The following is a 20,504-nucleotide window of genomic DNA, read 5'->3' on the forward strand; positions in this document are numbered from 1 at the left end:
TCCAAAGCCGGGTGAGCACAAGTCGCCGGCAACCCCGCGAACGTCATTCGGACCACTTCAGCAATCGAAGCTCCTCGCGATTGCGTCTCCTCAGTTCGGCGATTTGCTCTTCCGTGGGCGGGCCATCGATCAAAAATATTCCACGTTTGGCGAGCGTAAGCTCGGTTTCGAGGACCGCACGAAGCTGCGCGTATAGAATTGGGTCATCAGGAAACCTCTCCCGAGCTTCACGCTCGAGAGCTGGGTCCAGGACGAGCGCCTCAAACTTCTCGGCATCATGCCCCGCCTCGACGCGGATTGATTCTCTCTTATCGTAAAACCAGTTAGCGGCGCCGTCGGAATTCATTTATACCTCCGAGACTGCCGCTCGAATGTGGCGACAATTTCGCTAAACATAACCTCGATCGGAGGGAGACTCGAAGTATTCTTGCACAAACGCATCTGCCAATAGAACACAGCGTCTATTTCTCCCTTATGTTCAGCGAGAAAGTTTCGACCGTCGATCCGCGGTGTATTGAGCGCCTGAGTCTCAAATGCCGTCGATTCGCTACTTACACAGTGGAGAACAAGCCGCGCGGTGAGACAGTCGCGCGGCGTCTGTGGCAGATTTCGGCGTGTTTCCTCATGCCCTGATGACCGTGAGGCGCGAAGCAAGCGCTGACGGCAACCTTTTGCCTCGGGTGCTCCCGGGCTCGGCGTTGCGACAAGCAACTCATCAACAGTGCGAGGTGGAAGCTCTGGGGACCGTCTCGAAGCAGCCTGCGGCTCGTCAGCCGCCCACAGGCCCGGCTCACGAGTAACAGGGAGGATGCGTTTGTTGGGCGAGCGAGCCGCGGGTGGTACCTGGTCGCCTGGTTGACCGATTACAGGAGCGCCCGCTCCTTCAGGCGTCAGACGTGGCACAGAAAACGGCGTAGGGACGCGCGGCGGTGCCTGAGAGGGAACTGGCGCCTGAGCTGGCGCTGTGGCCGAAGCCAGGACGAGCAGACAAGCACCTGCGCGCCATGTCCAAGGCCACATACTCGAAGGTCTCATCGGAGGAATATTACTCTCGGTGCCGAACTCCAGCGAGCGAGTTCACCCCGATAGGTTCATCTCACCCCTGCCTGTCAGCCCCCTCATCCGGCAGGAGCGCCGACAGGTTCTTCTGGATGGTGTCGCAGATGCGCTCCAGGGGCAGATCGTTGTCGTCGTTGCCGAAGGGATCCTCGATCTCCACGCCAATCTCCTCGATGCCGAAGAAGAGATAGGCGACGACGAACGTGGCCGGCACCGTGGCCCACCCGAACGCGTCCACCAGCGCCAGGGGCAGCGAGAAGCAATACAAGACGAGCGCCCGGCGCAGGTGCAGCATGTACGCGAAGGGCATGGGCGTCTTGTGGATGCGCTCGCAGCCGCCCAGGTAGTCGATGAGCAACTGGACGTTCTGATCGAGTTGCAACTGGGCGTATTCGGCGTAGTAGCCGCGGCGCCGGCCCTCGTCGAGCAGCTCACTCATCCGCCTCGCCACGGCGAGCGGCACATGCTGGGCGCCACGCACCTGCGCCACCTGCTCGGGCGGCAGCTCGGCCGCCCGGGGCCCGAGATCGACCGGACTCCCCCGGAGCGCCGCGGCGGACGCGTACGGGAAGGTCGTGGTCCAGCGCACCAACGCGCCATAGAGAGCGGCGTCGCCACGCAGGAAGACGCCGGCGGCGCGCGCCAGGTTGCGCGTCTCGTTGACGATGCCGCCCCACAGCTTCCGCCCCTCCCAGAAGCGGTCGTAGGAGGAGTTGGTGCGGAAGACGAGCAGGAGGCTCAACGAGATGCCCGCCAGCGTGTGCACGGTGGCCGGGATGTCCATGGACCGAACATGGAGATGGACGGCCACCACTCCCACGGACCACAGGACACAGGCCATCACCCGGTAGACGATCTCCTTGATCATCGAGCCCCGGAGGTAATGGAAGTACGTCCACCAGCGATGCGGGTCGTAGTCGATCATGCGCGGGGATGCCTATGCCGTGTCCGCTCGCGCCAAGGCAAGTCTCAAGGTGACAGCCGCAGCCACAGTGTGTCCGAGTCCTCCACGGGGGTATACGTCGTGCCGGCAAACGTCATCGGCCCATCGAAGGGGCCCCCGACGAGCGTCTCGCCCGAGGGCTGGACACCCAGCAGGGAGGGATCCATCCACGAGTTCAGGCTCCGGGACCAGCGGTGCTCGCCGGTGGGACCATAGCTGGGCCGCCTCGGGCAAGGCGCCGTCTCCACACCCGCCCAGCATCCCCAGGCCCCACACGGCGCCCACCGCCAACGACCATCTGCTCACACGCACCCGCGCCTCCCGGCTCATCGTCTGTCCGGCGGCCGATGCACTTGAAGTGCCGTGTGAACCCCTCCCCTCGCACTGGGAGCGAACAGGGCGAGGGGAAACACCCTGCCCTGTCGTGAGACATTTCCTACCCACGAAGGGCTCGCGGAGGGAACACGCGAGCCCCCGCGCGGGCTACTTCCCGCCGAAGGCCTCGGCGAAGAAGTTGTTCATCGCGAGGTAGGCGCGCCTGGCCACCTTGGCGTCGTACTGGAACTGACCCGGGGCGTTGGCGTCCAGGTCGGTGAAGCTGTGCACCGCGCCGCCGTAGGACACCAGCTCCCAGTCGGCCTTGGCCTTGCGCATCTCCTCCTCGAAGCCCTTCACCTCGGCGGGGGGAACGAAGGGATCCTCGGCCCCGTGCAGTGCGAGCACCTTGGCGGTGATGGTGCCCTCGGCGGCGGGAAGAGGCGCGTCCAGACCGCCATGGAAGGACACCACACCGGCGACGGGAGCGCCGCTGCGCGCCAGCTCCAGCACCGTGGTGCCGCCCAGGCAGAAGCCGATGGCGCCCAGCTTCTTCGCGTCGAGCTTCACCGCCTTGCCCTCGGTGCGCAGCACGTCCAGGGCCTTGTTCACACGCGCGCGCATGAGGTTGCGGTCGCCCTTCACCGCGCCGGCGGCCTTGGCCGCCTCGTCGGTGTTCTTGGGACGCACGCCCTGGCCGTACAGGTCGGTGACGAAGATGATGTACTGCTTACCGGCCACCTGGACCGCCTGCTTCACGTTGGGCTCGTTGATGCCCAACCAGTTGGGAACCAGCACCAGCCCCGGACGGGGGGTCTTCACGGAGTCGTCGTAGACGAGCACGCCCTCGAACTTCGTTCCCTCCAGCTCATACACCACCGGCTTCTGCACGGGCTTGGCCGTCGCCGTCAGCGCCAGCAGGCCGACCATTACACCCAGCACTCGCTTCATGTCGTCGTCTCCTCGGGTGGGGAAAACGCGCGATTGAGTGTTCCGGGCCCACGCGGTTTGCAAGCGGATTCGTCACACCGGCCTCTTCATGTCCGAAGGTCGGCGAGCCAGCGCAGGGCGCGCAATCCGGGCATGAAGCCGTACTCACCGCCCCGGGTGACGACGAACCGCGGCAGGCCCTGGAGGCGCCTCGGAATCGGCCGGCGCGGAATGGAGAAGGAGCCAGCACCGTCGCTGGCCCCGACAATGGGATCCCTGGTGGTCCCCAGTCCGAGGAAATCACCGCTGTTGATCCACTCCGACTGGACGAACTCGAACTGCCGGCCCAGATGAGCCCCGATGAAGGCGAACATCAGTCCCCGGTCGGCGCCATCGTCCTCGATGACACCTTCCGGGAGCGCCGGGCCGTAGGCGGTTCCGCGGCGGATCATCCGGTGCAAGCGGACGACGCCCGCCACGGAAGCGTCTCGCGGATTCGCCCGCCGGATATGACATCCGGGAGGAGTCATGTATCCCGTCGGGTCCTCCTGCCGGTAGAGGAAGTCATTGTTGCGTCGAGGGTCGGCACCCAGCTCGGGGGCGTCATGGAACGGACAGAGCGCCAGGGGGGCGCCGCTGCGCCAGCGCCCCATCAGCCTGGCCGCGAGGAGCTCCTCATCCTCGGGGCTGGAGGAGTTCGCTCGCAGGTATCGACGGAACGCCGCCACGCGCTGATGCAGCTTGCGGAAGGCGACGTACGTCCCGTTGCGCCCCAGGATCTCGGGCTGGGGCATCGGCGGGAGGCCACCCATCTCGTCGGGGTAGCCGAGGACGAACTCACCGGCCTTCAACGGACTCTCCCGGGAGTTGGTCCCGGGGATGCCGCTCCCCTCGATGGCGGGGTGGCTGATGCCATCCCGGAACCCGAAGGGCTCCCGCTCGGTGGGCAGTGCATGGCAGTCCTGGCGCCAGATCGCCTCGACTCCATCCAACGCCTCGAACGTCTCGCGCGCGCGCGCGAGCGCCGCTTCCAACCGCCGCGTGTCCGGCGCGAGGGCCACGAGCACGACGTGGACGTCTGGCGTCCCGAGTGGCTTCTCCCAGTTCTCGGGACTGCTCTCGCCCGTGTCTCCCAGCGCCTTGGCGCGCGCGGCCATCCCCTGCTTGAACTCCCATGAGAAGCTGTCGAGCGAAGCCTGTGGGACACCCAGGGCCTTCAATCCGTGGAACGTGAGCGCGACGCTCAGCCAGGTATCCGCCGCCGGGTCACGCGGGTTGCCCGCCGAGACCACCGCGGTGCTCAGCCGATCCATCAGCTTGCGCCCCGCCCCGCAGTCGTCGATCCGGAGCAGGATGTAGGTCGCCGCATACGGAGAGGGCCGAGGGCGGAGGGTTCCGCTCTGGATGTCATCCAGCTCGAGAGGTGTGTCCGCGACGTCGCTCATGGACCCTCCTGGCTTCATTTCGCCGTGGCGATGTTCTTCCAGAAGCGCTCCAGGCTCTCGTCGTGGCCGAACAAGGTGCTGAAGACCGTGGAGTCGGCCACCAGCACATCCCCGCCCCGGTTGCCGCTCGGCGGCATCCAGACGAGCGCATTGAACTCCTGGTTGCCGGCCAGCGTGAACGGATGCGGCCTGGACATGTCGATGGGCTGCCTGGCCAGGACATGGATGGCTTCCGTCGCTCCGTCCGTCACCGCGTAGTGCGGCAGATGCTGGTGGAAGTTGAAGTTCGTGACGCCCTCGAGCCAGCCGCGCGTATCCAACTCCCGCATGACCGTCAGCGGAGCAATCCGGCGGCTCCCGTCCATCACCGCGGGACGGAGACCGTGCCGATTCTCGACGGGGATTCCAAGCCCCCGCATCAGCGAGCGCGTGTACCGCCCGAACCGCTGCTGGCGGGGCACCAGCGCATCACCATGGTGGGCGTACTCCATCGCGCGCTCCGCCATCTCCGGCGAGGCCCCCACGTCATGATGGGGACCGATGATGAGGCAGGTGCCCTCTCGCTCGAGGAAGTTCCGGACGGCCCCGATCTCCTCCGGGGAGGCCTCCTGCTCGGTGACCATGTGGTCCAACCCGAAGACCAGCAACGTGTCGGCGTCGGCGAGGACCCGCTCGTCGAGCGGGAGCCTGAAGCCGGCCTGATCGACGCGCTGGAACACGGGGACCCCGTGCCCGGTGGTCTCCTGGATGACCTGTTGGAATCGCACCCAGGCCCAGAAGAACAGCTCCAGCGAGCCCGCGATCCCCTGCTGGAACATCAACGGGTCCGCGAACCTCGGTGACTCATACTCGGGCCAGAGCACCCGACGGACCTCGGTCATGGTCGAGTAGCGGTTGTCCATCTCGGTCACATCCCGGTTGGATTCACCCGGATAGCTCCAGGAGATGTAGACGCTGACGCGGCGCCGACCCTTGACGTACTTCCGCGGCACATGCTCCTGGTTGTACGTCCGCGCGGGTTCGCTCATGGCCATGTCCTCCCTGCGGGTCCATCCGCCTCATTGCATCTGTTCGATCATCTCGGAGAAGGCGGCCTTGAGCTTCAGGGCCTTCTTGATTTCGTCGGAGGTGACATACGGATACTCGCCGTACTCCATGAAGCTCGGGCACTGGTGCTCCCGGACGAACTTGATGAACGCCTCGGGGTTCGTCTTCCAGTCCATCGGGAAGCCCTCGAGGTTCTCGAAGACCGTGTCGACGCCGGCCTTCTTGAAGAGCACGATCGCGTCATCGGTGTACTTGTCGAAGTCGGTATCGAAGATGCCCTGGTACATGAACCGCGTGTCGTCGTCGAAGAGCACCCAGCGCAGGTAGTGGAGTTTGAGTGGCGCGAGCAGCTCGGGGTCGACCTCCAGCGCCTTCGCCAGCTTGTGCCCATAGCCGCGGATGGCCTCCGCCCTCCCCGGTTTGACTTTGGCGATGAGGGTGAAGCCGTAACACGCCGGGGTCCTCGGCCAGATCGGGCCGTATTTCCCGACCTCCCACGCGTCATCGTGTTTTGGAATCAAGACCGCCGCTGGTTTCATACCCGAGAACGTGTTGTTCTGGTCCGAGCGCGTCAAGGCATGGCGGCCTCGAGGAAGGCAGGCATCGGTCGGCGGCGTGCTCAACGCTCGGCGGAGGTGCGAGGGCAACCATGCGAGCGCATGAGGGAGCCGACGGAGCGTGAGCCCCGCCGGCTGCCAGCGTCTCTCGTCATCTCCCCGGGTGCGGTTGGGCTCAGACCCCCCGCACCGCGGCCACCAGCGAGGTGATGCCGAAGAGGAAGAAGAGCGTGGCGGCCGTCCAGCGCACCCACTTCATCTGCACCTTGGCCGCCAGCTTGTCGCCGAGGAACACCGCCGGAACATTGGCGGCCATCATCCCCAGCGTGGTGCCCGCCGTCACCAGCGTCAGCGACTGGTAGCGCGCCGCCATCACCACCGTGGCCAGCTGCGTCTTGTCCCCCATCTCCGCCAGGAAGAAGAGCACCACGGTCGTCAGGAAGGGGCCGAAGCGCGCCTTGCTCTCCTCGTCCTCGATCGTGTCGGGCTTGAGCGTCCACAGACCGAAGGCGATGAAGAGCACCGCCAGGATGCCCGCCATCACCCGCGGCGGGACATATGAGGACACGAGATCTCCCACCGCCGCCGCCAGGGCGTGGTTGGCCAGTGTGGACACGAAGATTCCGGCAATCACCACCCACGGCTTGCGGAAGCGTGACGCCAACGAGAAGGCCAGCAGTTGGGTCTTGTCCCCCATCTCACTGGCGGCCACGAGGATGAACGAACCGATAATCGCTTCCATCGCCACGACACTCCTTCTTGCACCACTCGGGCCGAGGATGTCGTTGGGAGCGCTCGCGCGCACGACGGACCTCGGCCAGGTTGAACCCTGTCCGAAGGTCTCGTTCGCCTCGCGCGCTGACGAGGTGGGGGCCCGGGCCCTCACGGGCCAGTGTGTCGAGCTCCCCGGCGCCGTTCACTCCCGGCGCGAACTACTCCCCTTACTGGAATCGGCAGGTAGCAGGCGGCTCGCGCGGGCGTCAAGTGCACATCCGGGGAAGTGGTTTTTTTGACGGCTCCCCTGCCTGCCCCCCTAATGCCGCCCACAGGCCGGTAGTGGCCTGTAGCAGTAACGAGGAGGTAGTTCCGATGCAGGATGCCAGCGCCAGCCCGATGAGCCCCGAGGCCACCCCGGCTTCGGCCGATTCGAACGGTTCCGACGCCTCGGAGTCCGTGGTTTCCACCCACGTGCTCGTCCCCATCGAACAGGTCCACAAGCTGCGTGAACTCGCCCGCCGCACCCGTATCCACCAGAGCGAGTACCTGCGCGAGGCCGTGGAGGATCTGCTCGCCAAGTACGAGCGCCCCAAGGAAGGAGGCACTCCGTGAGGGCGCCCACGCAGCAATCGCCCCGTCACCGGGCCATGGCCCTCGAGAAGATGCCGATCTCCGCGGAGGTGGAGCGGCTCTTCGGCGCACGGCCTTCCTCGGACCGCCCCGGCTCCCTGCGCGAGGCCATCGTCCGCTGGCTCAACGAGGAGCTCTGACCGGCCCTCGCTCCCCCAGGGTCGAGCACCCCCCCCCCCGCTCGACAAGCACCCACGACCGGGAAAGACTCACGGGCCGTGTCGGCCATCGAAGTCACCGGGTTGAGGAAGAGGTACCGGCGCCTGTTGCGTCCGCCGGTGGATGCCTTGCGAGGGGTGGATCTGAGCGTGCCGGAGGGCAGTGCCTTCGGGCTCATTGGCCCCAACGGCGCGGGGAAGACGACCTTCATCAAGAGCCTGCTGGGCATCATCCAACCCACGGATGGAACCGTGCGCGTGCTGGGAGGCTCGCCCGGGGACGCCCACATCCGCGCGCGCATCGGCTACCTGCCCGAGCGCCTGCACCTGCCCAACTCCTGGAGCGCCCTCGGCTTCCTGGACATGATGGCCCGCTTCAAGGACCTCGTGCCCGACGCCCGCGCGCACCAGCAACTGCTCGAGCGCGTGGGACTGGCCGCGGCCGCGCGCCAGCGCATTGGTGAATTCTCCAAGGGCATGCGCCAGCGCCTGGGGCTCGCCTCCGCCCTGCTGGGTCCCCCCGATCTGCTCATCCTCGACGAGCCCACGGATGGAATCGATCCCATGGGGCGGGTGGAGGTGCGGCGCATCCTCCAGGAGGAGGTGCGGCGCGGGGCCACGCTCTTCCTCAACTCGCACCTGCTGGCGGAGACCGAGCGGGTGTGTGATCGCGTGGCCATCCTCTCGGGGGGCCAGGTGGTGCGGCAGGGCCGGCTGGAGGAGCTGCTGCGCGGCGGGGTGCGCTGGACGGTGCGCTTCGCCCCGGGCGTGGACGCGGGCGCGCTGGCCGCCGCGGGCTTCCAGCCGGGGGACACCGAGGGCCTCTACCACCTGGAGGCACCGGGGCTGCCGGAGCTCAACGCGGCGCTGGATCGGGCCCGGGCCTCGGGCGCGCTGATGATGGAGCTGCGGCGCGAGGGCCAGGATCTGGAGCAGGTGTTGTTGTCCACCGTGGGAGTCGCGGCATGAGGCACGTGCTGAGAGTGGCGCTGTACGTCCTGCGCAGCGCAGGCTCGCCCGCACCACCTATGTGCCCCCGGCCGCGCGCGACGCGGGCACCGAGCCCCCCAAGCCGGTGGATCCCTTCCTCGAGGCCATGCCCCGCGGCGAGAACCACACCGCCGTCGTCATCGAGGCCAATGCGGTGCGGCACTCGCCCCTGGGGGAGATGATGCTGGAGTGTCTGCTGATGCAGCCACAAGCGCGCGAGAAGTTGGAGGCGTTCCGCCAGCACACGGGCGTGGATCCGCTCGAGGGTGTGGATCGGGTGGCCGTCATGGATGATGGGCTCGCCATCTCCGGACAGTTCGGCCAGGCGCGCATGGAATCGCTGCTGCCAGGGGAGTGGCGGGCCTCGGCGCATGGCGAGCAGGGCCGCGTCTACGTGCCGGCGAAGCCTCCCACCCCGGGCCGGGACGACCTGGCGGCGGTGGGCACCTGGGGGGACTCGATGCTGGTGATCGGCCGGACGCCGGAGGAGGTGCACGGCATCCTGGATCGCATCGAGGGCCGGGGCTCCTCGGAGCCACCGGTGGTCGGCGGCCAGTACGCCTATGGGGATGTGTATGGCGTGGTGTCCGTGGAGCGGCTGGCGGACAGCCTGCCTCCGGAGCAGCGTGCGCTGGGTGAGCGGCTGAAGCAACTGGCGCCCCGCGCACGGCTGAACCTGGACGTGAGCTCGGACTTCGCCTTGTCGGTGAGCCTCAGGGGGCCGGACGCGGAGCGCACGGCGGACATGGCGAAGGCCATCGGCGCGGCCATGGCCCTGGCTCGCTTCGAGGCCCTGAGCCAGGACCAGACGGAGCTCGCCCGCGTCCTGGAGTACGCGAAAACGATCGCGATGGACGACCACCTCGGCGTCCAGCTCGCGGTGCCCCTGGAGGTCCTCCGCCAGGAACTCTCCTGGTGCCGGGGCGGCAGCGCCTCCGGGAGCACGGACGCGGGCACTCCGGCTCCCTCGCGATGACCTCCGACGCCAGAGTCTTGCCCCGCAGTGGGCCCCTCACGGGGTGATGAGCCGGATGGCGTGGTTGAAGGAGTCGCTCACGTAGATTCGCCCCTGGGGATCCACGGCGAGGCCCGTGGGCGCGACGATGTCCGCCACGTCCCCCGAGCCCAGGTTCGTCCCCAGCCTCCCCGAACCCGCGATCGTGGAGACCTGCGTGTCCGCGGCGGTCGCCCCGGGGAGGATCTTCCGGATGCGGAAGTTGGCCGTATCGGCGAGCACCACCTCGCCCTGAGGACCCACGGCCAGGCCGAGCTGGGCACGGAAGCTGGAGACACTGCCCACGCCATCCAGGAAGCCGATCGGCGCGCCGGACCCCAGGCCAGCGAGGGTGACGACCGAGCGGGTGGGCCCCGCCTGGATGCGGCGCAGGTGCTGACTGCCCGCATCCAGCACGTACAGTTCCCCGGCCTTTCCGAGCGCGAGGGCGGAGGGGTAGGCGAAACGGGCGTCCGAGCCGCGCGCCGCGTCGCTGGTGCCGCTGGCTCCGCTCCCGGCGAGGGTGACGACCTCCTTCGTGGTGGCGCTGTACATGCGGATGCGGTGGTTGTCCTGGTCCGCCACGTAGACGTTGCCCGCCTCATCCACGGCGAGCGCCATCGGCCGGCCGAAGTTCGCCCGCCGGGCCGGGCCATCGCGCATGCCCGCCTGGAACCCCACTCCCGCCACGGTACTCACCTGCCACGCCCCCGTGGGATCGCGGTCGAGACGGCGGATGACGTAGTTGCCCGAGTCCGCCACGTAGACCTCCCCCGCGGGCCCCACCGCCACCGCCGTGGGCATGCGAAACATGGCCTGGCTGCCCTCGCCGTCGCGGTAGCCGGACGCTCCATTGCCCGCGATCGTGAGCACTCTCCGGTCCGTCCCCTCCTGGATGAGGCGGATGCGGTTGTCGCCGGTGTCCGCCACCACCACGTGGCCCTCCCGTGTCACCGCCAGCCCGCTGGGAGTCTGGAACGTGGCCTCGGCCGCCAGGCCATCGCCGCTCCCCGCCTCCCCTGCCCGCCCCGCGAAGGGCTCGACGGAGCGCGCCCAGGCGCCCATGGGCGCCGGCACCGTCGGCCTGAGCCCCGCCGCCACGGAGAGCTTCCGCGGCGGATGCCGGTGCGCCAGAGCCCGCTCCAGCACGTTGAGCGTCATGCGCTCCACTCGGGAGTCCTTCAGCGCCGGTTGACTGTCGGACAGGCCGAGCGCCCACCAGATCGTCCCCGCCGAGAACACCAGCCGCCCCGAGGGAAGTGTCCGGTCCACCGCGGTGGCGTAGGAGGGCAGGCCCTCGGCGCTCACCACCGGGCTCTTCAGGCTGACGCTCGCGCCCGGTGGGTAGTCCGGCCAGCCCGTGAAGGCCTTGTCGTACTCGAAACCGACGAGTCCGGGCAGCAGTTCTCCCCGCTGGAGCCCCGTCCCCTCGAACAGCCAATGCGAGGCGTCGCTCACCGCGAGTGGGTACCCGAAGAGCAGCCACCCCTCGTACATCGCGCCGTAGAGGTTGTTCTCCGCGCGCGCGTCGGGAGGATCCCGGAAGCGCACCGTCGAGTTCGGGATGGGATCCTTCTGGGGCTCGTCCTTGTAGCAGACGATGGTGCGCAACATGTTCCCCCGTGCATCGGGCAGGACCCGGATGCGCCAGTAGGAGCCATTGCCACCGAAGTAGACCAGGCTCATCTGGCCATTGGCCAGCGCCGCGTCCACCTGCTCCCGCTCCTGCACGGGCCAGTACTCGTCCTGGCCCCCGTGAACGAAGGCGCCCATGCCCTTGAGCAGCTCGGGGAAGCGGATGAAGTCGAACTGCGTCCCGTAGGTGACGTCATAGCCATGGCGCTCGAGGAACCGGACGAGCTGCTGATCCAGGTAGAACGTCTTCCCGGCCCCTTCCAGGGCCTGATAGGGGCGATTGAAGGACACCTCCCACGCGCGGCCCCTGGGCATCGTCCGGGAGCCGTCGAAGTAGAGGCTCTCTCCGCCCCAGGTGTTGTAGGCCTGATAGGTGGTGAAGTTGGGCGTGAAGAAGATCTCCGCCGCGCGCCGGTCGCGCACCACGAAGGGCGCCAGGCGCATGAACTTGTCCGCGCGCCAGATCTTCACCACGTAGAGGCCCGACAACCAGGACGCATCGACGGGGACGGTGAAGGCGTTCTGCCAGTCACACTCGACGCGCGAGGTGACCGGATCCCGAGGACACGGGGGCTGCTGGTGGACCTGCCAGGGCCCCCCGCTCCACACCTTCCGGGCCCCGGCGCCTGCGTAGTAGCCGATCCGGAAGACCTCGGCGGTGATGGTGGCCAGCTCCTGGTTGCTGGAAACCTTCACCCCCAGGGTGTCCCCCGCCTCCAGCGACTCGCTGGAGGTGTAGACGTCGAGTTCCCCATTCGCCGAGCTCCTGCCGCTCGTCCAGCTCGAATCACCCGGGCGCTCGTTCTCCAGCTGGATGGGATTGGGTGGCCTCCCCGCACCATCGCTCCCTCCATCCGCTCCATTCACCTCCGGGCGTCGTGCCGGATTCGAGTCGCGGCATCCTCCGAGGAAGAACAGCACCAGCAGGATCCCCGCGCCGCGCCTCCAGTACCGCGACTCGCGCTTCATTCGCTCTCCCGTTGTCCCAGCAAGAAGGGGACCGGGTGAGGTAAAGCGCGCCACCTCTCGGAACAACCCGCCCTGGGAGGCCTATCTCCCGCCGGTACCGGGCAGATGGCCTTTCAGGCGTTCGCCTTCATGTCCCATCCGATTCTGGGAAGTGTCCGCGGCCGGGAGGTGTCCTGAAGAGTCCACCCCCACTGAAAGGATCTGAATGAAGCGGATTGGCATGGTTGCCCTGCTGCTGACCCTCCCCCTGGTGGCACTGGCGTCACCTGTGTGGAAGGGAGACTTCGAATCCGGAGACCTCTCCCAGTGGACCGGCAAGCAAGAAGTCGCCTCGGATCGACTCCAGGTCGTTTCCTCCCCCGATCGCCAGAGCCAGTACGCCCTCAAGGTGACGGTGCGCAAGGGGGATGATCCCATCAACGCGAGCGGCAACCGCAATGAGCTCTTCCACTATGGGAACGAGACCGAGGGCTCGGAGTACTACTACAAGTGGAGCACCATGTTCGCGCCGGACTTCCCGAGCGCGAACACCTGGCAACTCTTCACCCAGTGGCACCAAGACGGTACCAGCGGCTCGCCGCCGCTGGAGTTCTATGCCTGGGGCGAGAACATCTACCTGCGCCTGGAGGGCCGGGACGATCGGGTCGTCTGGAGCGCCCCGCTGGTGCGTGACCAGTGGCTCGACTTCGTCCTGCACGTGAAGTGGTCGTCCGACCCGGAGGTCGGCTTCGTCGAGCTGTATTACAATGGCGAACTCGCCCTTCCCCAGGAGTTCACGCCCACCCTGTTCGGTGGCATGCAGAACTATCTCAAACAGGGCTTGTACCGGGACGAGAGCATCGATTCGGTGGGCGTCGTCTTCCACTCCGGCATGGAGCAGGCGACGTCGCTGGAAGACGTGTTCCCCACGGTGGCGGGCGCTCCGGGGCCTTCCTCCACGAGCCCACAGACGCCGGGCATGGGCTCGCAGGCTCCCTCGTCGATGAACCCGGGTGCGGAGATGCCCGGGGACCTCGTCGATCCGGCCGTGGGATGCTCCGCGTCGGGTGGCTCCGTGGGCGGCCTGGGGCTGTTCGCCGCGCTCGCCCTGTGGGGCGGCCGGATCTTCAAGCGCCGCGCCCGCGGGGGCTCTTGAATCAGGAGGTTGGAGTGGGCCCCTGATTGATGTGATCCCCGGGAGACATCCACAATGCGTCCATGCCGACTCCCCACTCCGTCCCCATGGCCAGGCCCCTGACCGTTCTCGTCCTGGCCGGCTGTCTCGCCAGTGCGCCCCTCGCCTGTACGGGCCCACAGGGTCCCGAAGGGCCCGTGGGCGGCGATGGCTCGCTCACCCCCCGGCGGCTGCTGGATGACAAGATTGGACGCTGGCTGCCGGACAACCGCGAGCGGCTCAACGCGCTGATTCGGGACGTGGGGATCGCCAGCCCGGCGTTCGACCCCAGGAACCGCCCCGTGGCCGTGTTCGACTGGGACAACACCCTGGTGAAGAACGATCTCGGGGACGCCACCTTCTTCTGGATGCTCCGGCACGACAAGGTGCTCCAACCCACGGGGAGGGACTGGAGCACCACCAGCCGCCACCTGACGGTGGAGGCCCGGACGGCCCTCTCCACCGCGTGTGACCCGGCTGGCGAGCCGGGACAGCCCCTGCGCACGAGCGAACACGCCGCATGCGCCGACGAGCTCGTCAGCATCTACACCGGCGGCAAGACGCGAGCGGCCCAGGCGGCCTGGGACAAGCAGCTCACCCTCACCCTCAATACCGCCTACGCCTGGGTGGCCCAGCTCCAGGCGGGCTACACCCCCGAGGAGGTTCGCGGCTTCGCCCGGTCCGCCTACGCGGAGAACGCCTTCAATCCCGTCGGCACCACGCAGACGGTGGGGAGCGTCACGGGGCTCGCCTACCACGTGCGGGTGTACGAGGAGATGGTGGACCTCGTGGAGACGATGCAGGACAACGGCTTCGACGTCTGGGTGCTCACCGCCTCGCCCCAGTTCGTCATCGACGCCGTGTCCGAGCAGCTCATCGGCGTCAAACCCAACCGGGTGGTGGGCATCCGCTCGGTGACGGACGCCCAGGGCCGGTTGACGGCGCACCTGCAGGGCTGCGGACCCGTGGCCGATGGCGAGGACACCCTCATCACCTACGACCAGGGCAAGCGCTGCTGGATCAACAAGGCCATCTACCACCTGCCCGCGGAGCAGCAGCTCGCGCGTCAGCCGGACGAGCGCCAGCGCCAGGTCTTCGCGGCGGGGGACTCGGACACGGACCTGGCCTTCATGCAGGACGCGACGCGGCTCAAGCTCGCCCTCAACCGCAACAAGGTCCAGCTCATGTGCAACGCCTACGCGAACGTCCGGGGCACGTGGCTCGTGCAGCCCATGTTCGTGCGGCCCGCCGCCCAGGCCGCCACCCCGTACCCCTGCACCACCGCGGTGGACGCGGCCGGTCAGCCCCTCGTGGACGAAGATGGGCAGCGCTTCACCCAGGACTTCGAGGACCGCGTCCACCAACTGCCTTGAGGCCTCGGCGGAACCGGGTCCTTCTGCTCGCGCGAAGGCTGCAATCCTCCCCAGGTCACGGGTGCGGTAGAAAACCCCCACACCCGTACGCCGAGTCTCTCCCCAAGGAGTCTCTCATGTCCCATGCGCGTCTCGCTTCCGCCACGCTCGTCCTGTTGTTGTGCCAGACCGTCCCCGCGCTCGCGGCCGCGCCGCCGAAGGCGGAGAAGCAACGCATCACCGCGGCCTCGGGAGTGAAGATGCGCGCCACGCCGGGCGCTGGCGGGCAGGAGGTGGCCCGGCTCTTCATCGGCACGGAGGTGCGCGAACTCGAGCGCTCCGAGAAGCAGGAGACCGTGGGGGGCAAGACGGACCATTGGTACCGCGTCGCCGCGCCCGAGGGCCAGGAGGGCTGGGTCTTCGGAGCCTTCGTGCCACCCTTCGAGCCGGAGCAGCGCGTGCGGACCTATCTGGAGCTCGCCAGTCAACGCATGGCGGACGAGAAGACGCCCTTCGTGGATCGGACGGACCTGGCCAACTTCCTGAAGCGCGCGGCGGAGCAGGAGACCGACAAGGCGAGCGCGGCGCGGTTGGAGCTGGCTCGCTGGCGCGCGATGCGCTGGGTCCTGGACACCATCCTCCCCTCGGAGGTGCCAGCGAAGGTGTACGAGCCCTGGGTGAAGCGCCAGGGCGAGGCGCTCATCTACAACGAGCTGGGGAGCGATTGGCTCGTGAGCAGCAGTGTCCTGTGGTCGCTCGAGGAGAAGTACCGGGGCCTGCCCGAGGCCGAGGGGTTCGCCTGGGAGGCGGCGACAACGCCCTCCCCTGGCGAGTGCGAGGGGTATGCGCCGTGCTACCTGGAAAGGAGCAAGAGCTCGGAGGGTGAGTATCTCCGGCGCTACCCCACCGGGGCGCACGTGGACGAGGCCCTGAAGGCGGTGGAGCAGGTGCTGGGAACGGACGGCATCGCCGAGCTCGAAAAGGACGATCGCGCCGATGTGCACCGGGAGCTGAACGCGCTGGAGGCGGCGCTCGGCAAGGTGAAGCCCGAGCAGAAGAAGACCGTCATGGAGAAGCTCAAGGCCCTGCGAAAGGCCGTGGGCCGCTGACGGCGGAACGACAGGAATCCCTTTCCGTGGCAAGGGGTGTCATCCACGGCCGCGGAGCCGTGCGATTGCCGCGAGCCTCTAGCCAAGCCGGTCTCGATCTTCGGGAACACGCGTTGCCCCTGGGTTGACTCGGCCGCACAGCCTCCCTGTAATCCCGCGTGGGGCTCCTCGCGAGCGGAGCCCATGCCTGGAGGCGCTGGGTGCCAAGAGGGATAGCTCTGCTGACATGCCTGTTGCTTGTGGGGTGTAGCAGCGCCCCCCGGAGCGTTCTCCCTGCCACTGGACAGATAAGGTACTGCGTCTACATCCCGAGCGGCGGCTTTGAGCAGGCAGAACGAGGTGGAGCATCTGCCGCCGTGCCTGCGCCGGGAGCGAATTCGCCGACGGCTCCACTTCCCCCTTCCCCACCACCGCTGCGAGGGATTGCTGGCGGAGGCGCAGGAGATGGGGCACCCCGCGGCATGCTCCGCCTGGTGCCGCAAGGCGGCACGACCGCGGCAGGAGCAGGCTCTGGCGCTGGTGCAGGAGAAGCCCTGGTGACGGGCGGCGCGGTCGTCGCGGCCGCGGGCAGTGTTCTACTGCTTTGCTTCACCGTCAAAGCGGTTGTGGACGGTGAGCAGACCCCCATCGACATCGCGGACAAGTTCTACGGCACACACTTCGGAGATGTTTCTGGATGGGTTCGGGGCCGGTATCCCCCAAAAGGCTCTACGAATTCGCGCACCATCGAGATAGAAATCCTCATTGACCAGGAGCCTGACGGCACGGTGTCGGTGACGACGAGTGCTCCCACGGCCCAACCTGAGTCGGTGTCCTCTCCCCGCGCTCCTCCCAGTGGGTGGCCAACTCCGAAATCCGACAATGAAGGTAAAAAGAAACGCGGCCGTCTCTATGTAACCTATAGAAAGCTCAACAGAAAAACAAACCTTTACTACGCTGGCCGGACCAGTATGGTCGTTGATCTCGGCCTGCCTCTCAGACTCCAGGCAGAATGGGCTATTCGACTCCGAGACATGAATCATCATGTTGATGAGAACGAAGACCCGAAGGACGCTTCATTTGCTCAAGCACAACTTGATGTATTCGACCTTGGGGCTGCCATCGACTACAATCAGAGGCATGATGACCCAGCATACTGGCGGATTCGTGGAAGAGAGCAGCAACTGATAGACTTCAATGGAGGCGCTCAGTCCGACACGGGCAAGTCCCATCGAACCGAGAACATCGTGCGCGCCGTGGCAAAAGACAACCCGCGGGGGAGACGGTTTCACGATGCAGCCACGATTCGCTGGGGCGAACTTCACCGTTACACAGGATACTAGGACATGCGGCCAACGCATAAACCAGGTTCATTTTTGAGAATTCCCCTCCCAGACGGCTCCTTCGGCTATGGAAGGGTGCTCGAATTGCATTTCGATGCTTTCTACAATTACAGGACTACTGAGCCAGACGCGAACCTGGATAAGATCGCATCCAATTCCATCCTTTTCAGGATTATTGTAAAGCATCCATACCCGAAGTCATGGGAGCTTGTTGGATGGAGAGAGATTGAGGAACGCCTGAGGCAACCCGTTGTCCAATTCAACATGGAGGTGGGTCCACTCCGGCGCTGTTGGATTTTCGATAGCATTGGCAATGAGAGAGAGGCGTCCCCTCAAGAATGTATTGGGCTCGAGCCAGCGGCTGTTTGGGAATCTCACGGTGTCGAAGAACGTCTGCTCGATGCCTTCATGGGGCGGCCCAACGACAGTTTGGTGCGCATGTGGAAGGAGTTGGAGTAGCAGAGCACGACGAGTCCCCCGTCGGGCACCACTACCCTCGTGGGAGCGGGCCGGGGCCCGGGTCCACGGACGCCATCGAAGGTGTGCTCACCTGTGCGCTCAGCTCGGCCAGATCCCTGTCCCGCCGATGGTAGCCCCGCTGCAGGAGGAGCTTCCGGGCGGCACCCAGCTCCGAACGTGCCTGAGCGAGCTTCCCCATCGCCAGGAACAAGCGGCACCTCTCGAGACACACATCCACCTGGAACAACCGCGTTCCCGCCCCGGTGGAGATGAAGAGCGCCTCATCGAGGTCTCTCCACGCCAGCTCGAACGAGCCCCGCAGCCGATGGACCGCGGCCCGGCTGGTCAAGGCGGGGGTTATCAGCATCGGCGTCCCCTGCTTGCGCATCAGCAAGAAGCCTTCGCTCAGGAACTCCAGCGCCAGGCCGAGAGCCTCCGGAGCCTCCGCGCTCCGCCGCAGGTGGGCGTTGCCCAGGCACAACTGGAGCATTCCCATGAGCTGCCAAGAGCCTGACGACCGTGCCCAGTCCACATAGGAACCGAGCCAGCGGAACACCTCCTGGGAGCGACCCTGATCCAGCAGCAGATCGCAATACGCGAGGTCGACGAAGAGAAACTTCAGCCAGTCCTCACCCCGTGGCAAGGAGGTGGCGTGTAGGAAGAACGCCTCGGCCTCCGCCGATCGGCCACACTGAATGAGTGCACAGGCGAGGCTGGCGAGCTGGCGACTGTGTTGCCAGGCAACCCCCGTCTTTCGCGACAATCCGACGGCGCGCTCGCCGTACTGGACGGCCCGTTCCGGCTCGCCGAGGAAGACGTACACCATGCACAGAGCGCCGAAGACATAGGCGGCCTGGTGGGGATGATCGTGCAGCCGCGGGTTGTCCAGCGCACCCAAGAGGGGCTCGACTGCCTCGGGCAGGGACGTCCTGGACCGACCTGCTCGTGAGCAGGCGAAGCTCCCTGGCCAGGGAGGCGAGTTCCGCATCGATGGCATGCCTGCTCTGCTCCGACAGGGCTCGAGCCCTCCTGGGGCGAAGCTGCAACCGCTGAAGCCACTCGGCGGCCTCCCAGTCACAGGGCGAGAGCAGCAGGGGAATGAGGTGAAGCCCGCTGTCCGCCCGGCGCTGGAGGAGCCGGGGCACTTCTTCCTCGAGGATGAACCTCGAACTCAGGAAGTGGGCCGAGATCAGCAGCACCGCCGCGCCAGCCTCGCTGATCGCCTGCTCGAGGTCCGCCCGCCAGTCCGCACCTGTCTCGATGTGGGAGTCGTCCCAAGCCACCAGGCACTCGTGGAGAACGGTCAGATGGGTCGAGACACGCTCCTTCCACGCCTCATCCTCGTGGCTGTAGCTGATGAAGACGGTGGGCCTGTCCATGGGGATGTTCCGTGTCACCGCGCGGGCTCGGGGAGTGCTGCGAAGGCCCTCCCTGGATGGTGTGGGCATCTTCGATCTGTGAGTAAACCGGAAGGAAGGAGGCCACACGGGGCGAGGTGGCGAGAGCCGGGCCTGCCTTCTTCCCGAGTACTGACAGGGCGGAGCGGGCGGTGCGGATTTCAGGAGGAGCACTGGAATAGGAACTCGTGCGCCTTTCAGGGACTCGAGAATTCCATGCTCGAGGACCGCGTCTTCCTTCTGCCCTGATCGCACGGCCGTGCGACGGGAGAGGCCCGCGAGGCTCTCAGCCGAGCATGTCTCGCACGAGGGGAACGACCTCGCGGCCATACAGCTCGATGCAGCGCATGAGCTTGTCGTGCGGCAGCGGGCCCGCGCTGTACTTCAAATCAAAGCGGGACAGGCCGAGGGCCCTGGCCGTCGCGGCGATCTTGCGAGCGACGGTCTCGGGTGAGCCGAGGTAGAGCGAGCCCTGCTCGACCTCCCGCTCGAACTCCGCCGCGCTCATCGGGGGCCAGCCGCGCTCGGCGCCGATCCGATCGCGCATCCGCTTGTAGTGCGGCCAGAACTCCTCGCGCGCCGCCGCGTCCGTCTTGGCCACATAGCCGGGTGAATGGACGCCGATCGGCTGGACGGGGCGCTCGAGCTGCGCGAAGGCGCGTTGATAGAGCTCGGCATAGGGCCTGAAGCGCACGGGGTCGCCGCCGATGATGGCCAGCATCATGGGCAGGTCATATTGGGCCGCGCGCACCACCGACTCCGGACTTCCACCCACGCCGATCCAGGTCTTGAGCGAACCGGTCTCGATCCTCGGGAACACGCGTTGCCCCTGGAGGGCGGCGCGCGTCGTCCCCCGCCACGTCACGGCCTCCTCGCGGAGCAGCGCCGCGAAGAGGTCGAGCTTCTCCTCGAACAGCGTCTCGTACTGGCGCAGCTCGTAGCCGAAGAGCGGAAAGGACTCGGTGAAGGAGCCGCGCCCGAGGATCACCTCCGCGCGTCCCCTGGCCAGGGCGTCGAGCGTGGAGAAGCGCTGGAACACGCGCACGGGATCGTCCGAGCTCAGCACCGTCACGGCCGAGCCGAGATGGATGCGGGTCGTGCGCGTGGCGATCCCCGCGAGCACGACCTCGGGCGCGGAGACGGCGAAGTCGGCCCGGTGGTGCTCGCCCACGCCGAAGAAGTCGAGGCCGAGCTCGTCGGCGAGGACGGCCTGCTCCACGACGTCGCGGATGACCTGCGCCTGCGAGAGCGGCTCGCCACCGGGGCCGAGGGTGACATCCCCGAAGGTGTCCAATCCAAGTTCCAGAGATCTTGCCATGCGAA

21 protein-coding genes and 1 pseudogene are annotated in these 20,504 nt (G+C 66.9%); 10 read left to right on the forward strand and 12 right to left on the reverse strand.

Annotated elements, in window-relative coordinates; all coding sequences use genetic code 11:
- Positions 1 to 43 precede the first annotated feature (43 nt).
- From CYFUS_RS29245 to CYFUS_RS29280, 8 genes are all read right to left on the reverse strand, one after another.
- On the reverse strand, positions 44 to 346 hold the full coding sequence (locus tag CYFUS_RS29245; protein WP_095988221.1) for a hypothetical protein: 303 nt from the start codon (positions 344 to 346) through the stop codon (positions 44 to 46).
- A 750-nt stretch (positions 347 to 1,096) separates the two neighbouring features.
- Positions 1,097 to 1,984: a bestrophin family protein gene (locus tag CYFUS_RS29255; RefSeq protein WP_095988222.1), complete on the reverse strand. Its 888-nt coding sequence runs from the start codon at positions 1,982 to 1,984 to the stop codon at positions 1,097 to 1,099.
- Positions 1,985 to 2,028: 44 nt separating this feature from the next.
- A complete protein-coding gene (locus CYFUS_RS51005) occupies positions 2,029 to 2,169 on the reverse strand; it encodes a hypothetical protein (RefSeq protein WP_157758727.1) in 141 nt (46 codons plus the stop codon).
- Between the two features lie 316 nt (positions 2,170 to 2,485).
- On the reverse strand, positions 2,486 to 3,268 hold the full coding sequence (locus CYFUS_RS29260) for a dienelactone hydrolase family protein (RefSeq protein WP_095988223.1): 783 nt from the start codon (positions 3,266 to 3,268) through the stop codon (positions 2,486 to 2,488).
- 86 nt (positions 3,269 to 3,354) lie between these two features.
- Complete coding sequence (locus tag CYFUS_RS29265) at positions 3,355 to 4,692, reverse strand: Dyp-type peroxidase (protein WP_095988224.1); 1,338 nt, start codon at positions 4,690 to 4,692, stop codon at positions 3,355 to 3,357.
- Between the two features lie 14 nt (positions 4,693 to 4,706).
- On the reverse strand, positions 4,707 to 5,720 hold the full coding sequence (locus tag CYFUS_RS29270) for a hypothetical protein (RefSeq protein WP_198316155.1): 1,014 nt from the start codon (positions 5,718 to 5,720) through the stop codon (positions 4,707 to 4,709).
- Positions 5,721 to 5,750: 30 nt separating this feature from the next.
- Positions 5,751 to 6,260, reverse strand: a complete 510-nt coding sequence (locus tag CYFUS_RS29275) for a hypothetical protein (protein WP_232536874.1) — start codon at positions 6,258 to 6,260, stop codon at positions 5,751 to 5,753.
- A 211-nt stretch (positions 6,261 to 6,471) separates the two neighbouring features.
- The gene (locus CYFUS_RS29280) at positions 6,472 to 7,038 is read right to left on the reverse strand and encodes a TMEM165/GDT1 family protein (protein ID WP_095988225.1); all 567 of its coding nucleotides are present in this window, start codon (positions 7,036 to 7,038) and stop codon (positions 6,472 to 6,474) included.
- 347 nt (positions 7,039 to 7,385) lie between these two features.
- On the opposite strand from CYFUS_RS29280, the gene CYFUS_RS29285 reads away from it, so the two are divergent.
- The 4 genes from CYFUS_RS29285 (at position 7,386) to CYFUS_RS29295 (ending at position 9,767) form a co-directional block, all read left to right on the forward strand.
- Positions 7,386 to 7,625 (forward strand): ribbon-helix-helix domain-containing protein, encoded by a 240-nt coding sequence (locus CYFUS_RS29285; RefSeq protein ID WP_095988226.1) that lies wholly within the window; start codon positions 7,386 to 7,388, stop codon positions 7,623 to 7,625.
- Entirely contained in the window at positions 7,622 to 7,783 is a 162-nt protein-coding gene (locus tag CYFUS_RS51010) for a hypothetical protein (protein ID WP_157758728.1), read from the forward strand. The genes CYFUS_RS29285 and CYFUS_RS51010 overlap by 4 nt, the downstream gene beginning before the upstream one ends.
- 78 nt (positions 7,784 to 7,861) lie before the next feature.
- Positions 7,862 to 8,770: an ABC transporter ATP-binding protein gene (locus CYFUS_RS29290; RefSeq protein WP_198316157.1), complete on the forward strand. Its 909-nt coding sequence runs from the start codon at positions 7,862 to 7,864 to the stop codon at positions 8,768 to 8,770.
- Positions 8,771 to 8,831: 61 nt separating this feature from the next.
- Positions 8,832 to 9,767, forward strand: coding sequence for a hypothetical protein (locus CYFUS_RS29295; RefSeq protein WP_095988227.1), 936 nt, complete (start codon positions 8,832 to 8,834; stop codon positions 9,765 to 9,767).
- 36 nt (positions 9,768 to 9,803) lie between these two features.
- On the opposite strand, the gene CYFUS_RS29300 is transcribed toward CYFUS_RS29295, so the two are convergent.
- Entirely contained in the window at positions 9,804 to 12,389 is a 2,586-nt protein-coding gene (locus CYFUS_RS29300; RefSeq protein ID WP_095988228.1) for a N,N-dimethylformamidase beta subunit family domain-containing protein, read from the reverse strand.
- Between the two features lie 205 nt (positions 12,390 to 12,594).
- Here CYFUS_RS29300 and CYFUS_RS29305 point away from each other — a divergent pair, with 205 nt between their 5' ends.
- The 6 genes from CYFUS_RS29305 to CYFUS_RS29325 all read left to right on the forward strand — a co-directional run bounded on the left by CYFUS_RS29305 (position 12,595) and on the right by CYFUS_RS29325 (position 17,784).
- Complete coding sequence (locus tag CYFUS_RS29305; protein WP_095988229.1) at positions 12,595 to 13,524, forward strand: polysaccharide lyase; 930 nt, start codon at positions 12,595 to 12,597, stop codon at positions 13,522 to 13,524.
- Positions 13,525 to 13,586: 62 nt separating this feature from the next.
- A complete protein-coding gene (locus tag CYFUS_RS29310; protein WP_095988230.1) occupies positions 13,587 to 14,915 on the forward strand; it encodes an HAD family hydrolase in 1,329 nt (442 codons plus the stop codon).
- A 116-nt stretch (positions 14,916 to 15,031) separates the two neighbouring features.
- Positions 15,032 to 16,003 (forward strand): SH3 domain-containing protein, encoded by a 972-nt coding sequence (locus CYFUS_RS29315; RefSeq protein ID WP_095988231.1) that lies wholly within the window; start codon positions 15,032 to 15,034, stop codon positions 16,001 to 16,003.
- 321 nt (positions 16,004 to 16,324) lie between these two features.
- On the forward strand, positions 16,325 to 16,543 hold the full coding sequence (locus tag CYFUS_RS29320; RefSeq protein ID WP_095988232.1) for a hypothetical protein: 219 nt from the start codon (positions 16,325 to 16,327) through the stop codon (positions 16,541 to 16,543).
- Complete coding sequence (locus CYFUS_RS51015) at positions 16,540 to 17,325, forward strand: hypothetical protein (RefSeq protein WP_157758729.1); 786 nt, start codon at positions 16,540 to 16,542, stop codon at positions 17,323 to 17,325. The genes CYFUS_RS29320 and CYFUS_RS51015 overlap by 4 nt, the downstream gene beginning before the upstream one ends.
- Before the next feature lie 3 nt (positions 17,326 to 17,328).
- On the forward strand, positions 17,329 to 17,784 hold the full coding sequence (locus CYFUS_RS29325) for an Imm26 family immunity protein (RefSeq protein WP_095988233.1): 456 nt from the start codon (positions 17,329 to 17,331) through the stop codon (positions 17,782 to 17,784).
- Positions 17,785 to 17,815: 31 nt separating this feature from the next.
- On the opposite strand, the gene CYFUS_RS29330 is transcribed toward CYFUS_RS29325, so the two are convergent.
- The 3 genes and pseudogenes from CYFUS_RS29330 to CYFUS_RS29340 all read right to left on the reverse strand — a co-directional run bounded on the left by CYFUS_RS29330 (position 17,816) and on the right by CYFUS_RS29340 (position 20,499).
- Positions 17,816 to 18,682 carry a hypothetical protein gene (locus CYFUS_RS29330; RefSeq protein WP_232536875.1) on the reverse strand — a complete coding sequence of 289 codons (867 nt, stop codon included), beginning with the start codon at positions 18,680 to 18,682 and terminating at the stop codon, positions 17,816 to 17,818.
- A gap of 202 nt (positions 18,683 to 18,884) precedes the next feature.
- Positions 18,885 to 19,163, reverse strand: a pseudogene (locus CYFUS_RS54645) (toll/interleukin-1 receptor domain-containing protein); the annotation flags it as partial.
- A 304-nt stretch (positions 19,164 to 19,467) separates the two neighbouring features.
- Positions 19,468 to 20,499 (reverse strand): LLM class flavin-dependent oxidoreductase, encoded by a 1,032-nt coding sequence (locus CYFUS_RS29340; protein ID WP_095988236.1) that lies wholly within the window; start codon positions 20,497 to 20,499, stop codon positions 19,468 to 19,470.
- Positions 20,500 to 20,504 lie beyond the last annotated feature (5 nt).

Origin of the sequence: Cystobacter fuscus, assembly GCF_002305875.1 — a bacterium.
Taxonomy (GTDB): Bacteria; Myxococcota; Myxococcia; order Myxococcales; family Myxococcaceae; genus Cystobacter; species Cystobacter fuscus_A.

Excerpts from the sequence above, each read along its gene's own strand:
- CYFUS_RS29245 (WP_095988221.1), bottom strand. The coding sequence starts at position 346 with ATGAATTCCGACGGCGCCGCTAACTGGTTTTACGATAAGAGAGAATCA.
- CYFUS_RS29255 (WP_095988222.1), bottom strand. The coding sequence starts at position 1,984 with ATGATCGACTACGACCCGCATCGCTGGTGGACGTACTTCCATTACCTC.
- CYFUS_RS51005 (WP_157758727.1), bottom strand. The coding sequence starts at position 2,169 with ATGGATCCCTCCCTGCTGGGTGTCCAGCCCTCGGGCGAGACGCTCGTC.
- CYFUS_RS29260 (WP_095988223.1), bottom strand. The coding sequence starts at position 3,268 with ATGAAGCGAGTGCTGGGTGTAATGGTCGGCCTGCTGGCGCTGACGGCG.
- CYFUS_RS29265 (WP_095988224.1), bottom strand. The coding sequence starts at position 4,692 with ATGAGCGACGTCGCGGACACACCTCTCGAGCTGGATGACATCCAGAGC.
- CYFUS_RS29270 (WP_198316155.1), bottom strand. The coding sequence starts at position 5,720 with ATGAGCGAACCCGCGCGGACGTACAACCAGGAGCATGTGCCGCGGAAG.
- CYFUS_RS29280 (WP_095988225.1), bottom strand. The coding sequence starts at position 7,038 with ATGGAAGCGATTATCGGTTCGTTCATCCTCGTGGCCGCCAGTGAGATG.
- CYFUS_RS29285 (WP_095988226.1), top strand. The coding sequence starts at position 7,386 with ATGCAGGATGCCAGCGCCAGCCCGATGAGCCCCGAGGCCACCCCGGCT.
- CYFUS_RS29300 (WP_095988228.1), bottom strand. The coding sequence starts at position 12,389 with ATGAAGCGCGAGTCGCGGTACTGGAGGCGCGGCGCGGGGATCCTGCTG.
- CYFUS_RS29305 (WP_095988229.1), top strand. The coding sequence starts at position 12,595 with ATGAAGCGGATTGGCATGGTTGCCCTGCTGCTGACCCTCCCCCTGGTG.
- CYFUS_RS29310 (WP_095988230.1), top strand. The coding sequence starts at position 13,587 with ATGCCGACTCCCCACTCCGTCCCCATGGCCAGGCCCCTGACCGTTCTC.
- CYFUS_RS29315 (WP_095988231.1), top strand. The coding sequence starts at position 15,032 with ATGTCCCATGCGCGTCTCGCTTCCGCCACGCTCGTCCTGTTGTTGTGC.
- CYFUS_RS29325 (WP_095988233.1), top strand. The coding sequence starts at position 17,329 with ATGCGGCCAACGCATAAACCAGGTTCATTTTTGAGAATTCCCCTCCCA.
- CYFUS_RS29340 (WP_095988236.1), bottom strand. The coding sequence starts at position 20,499 with ATGGCAAGATCTCTGGAACTTGGATTGGACACCTTCGGGGATGTCACC.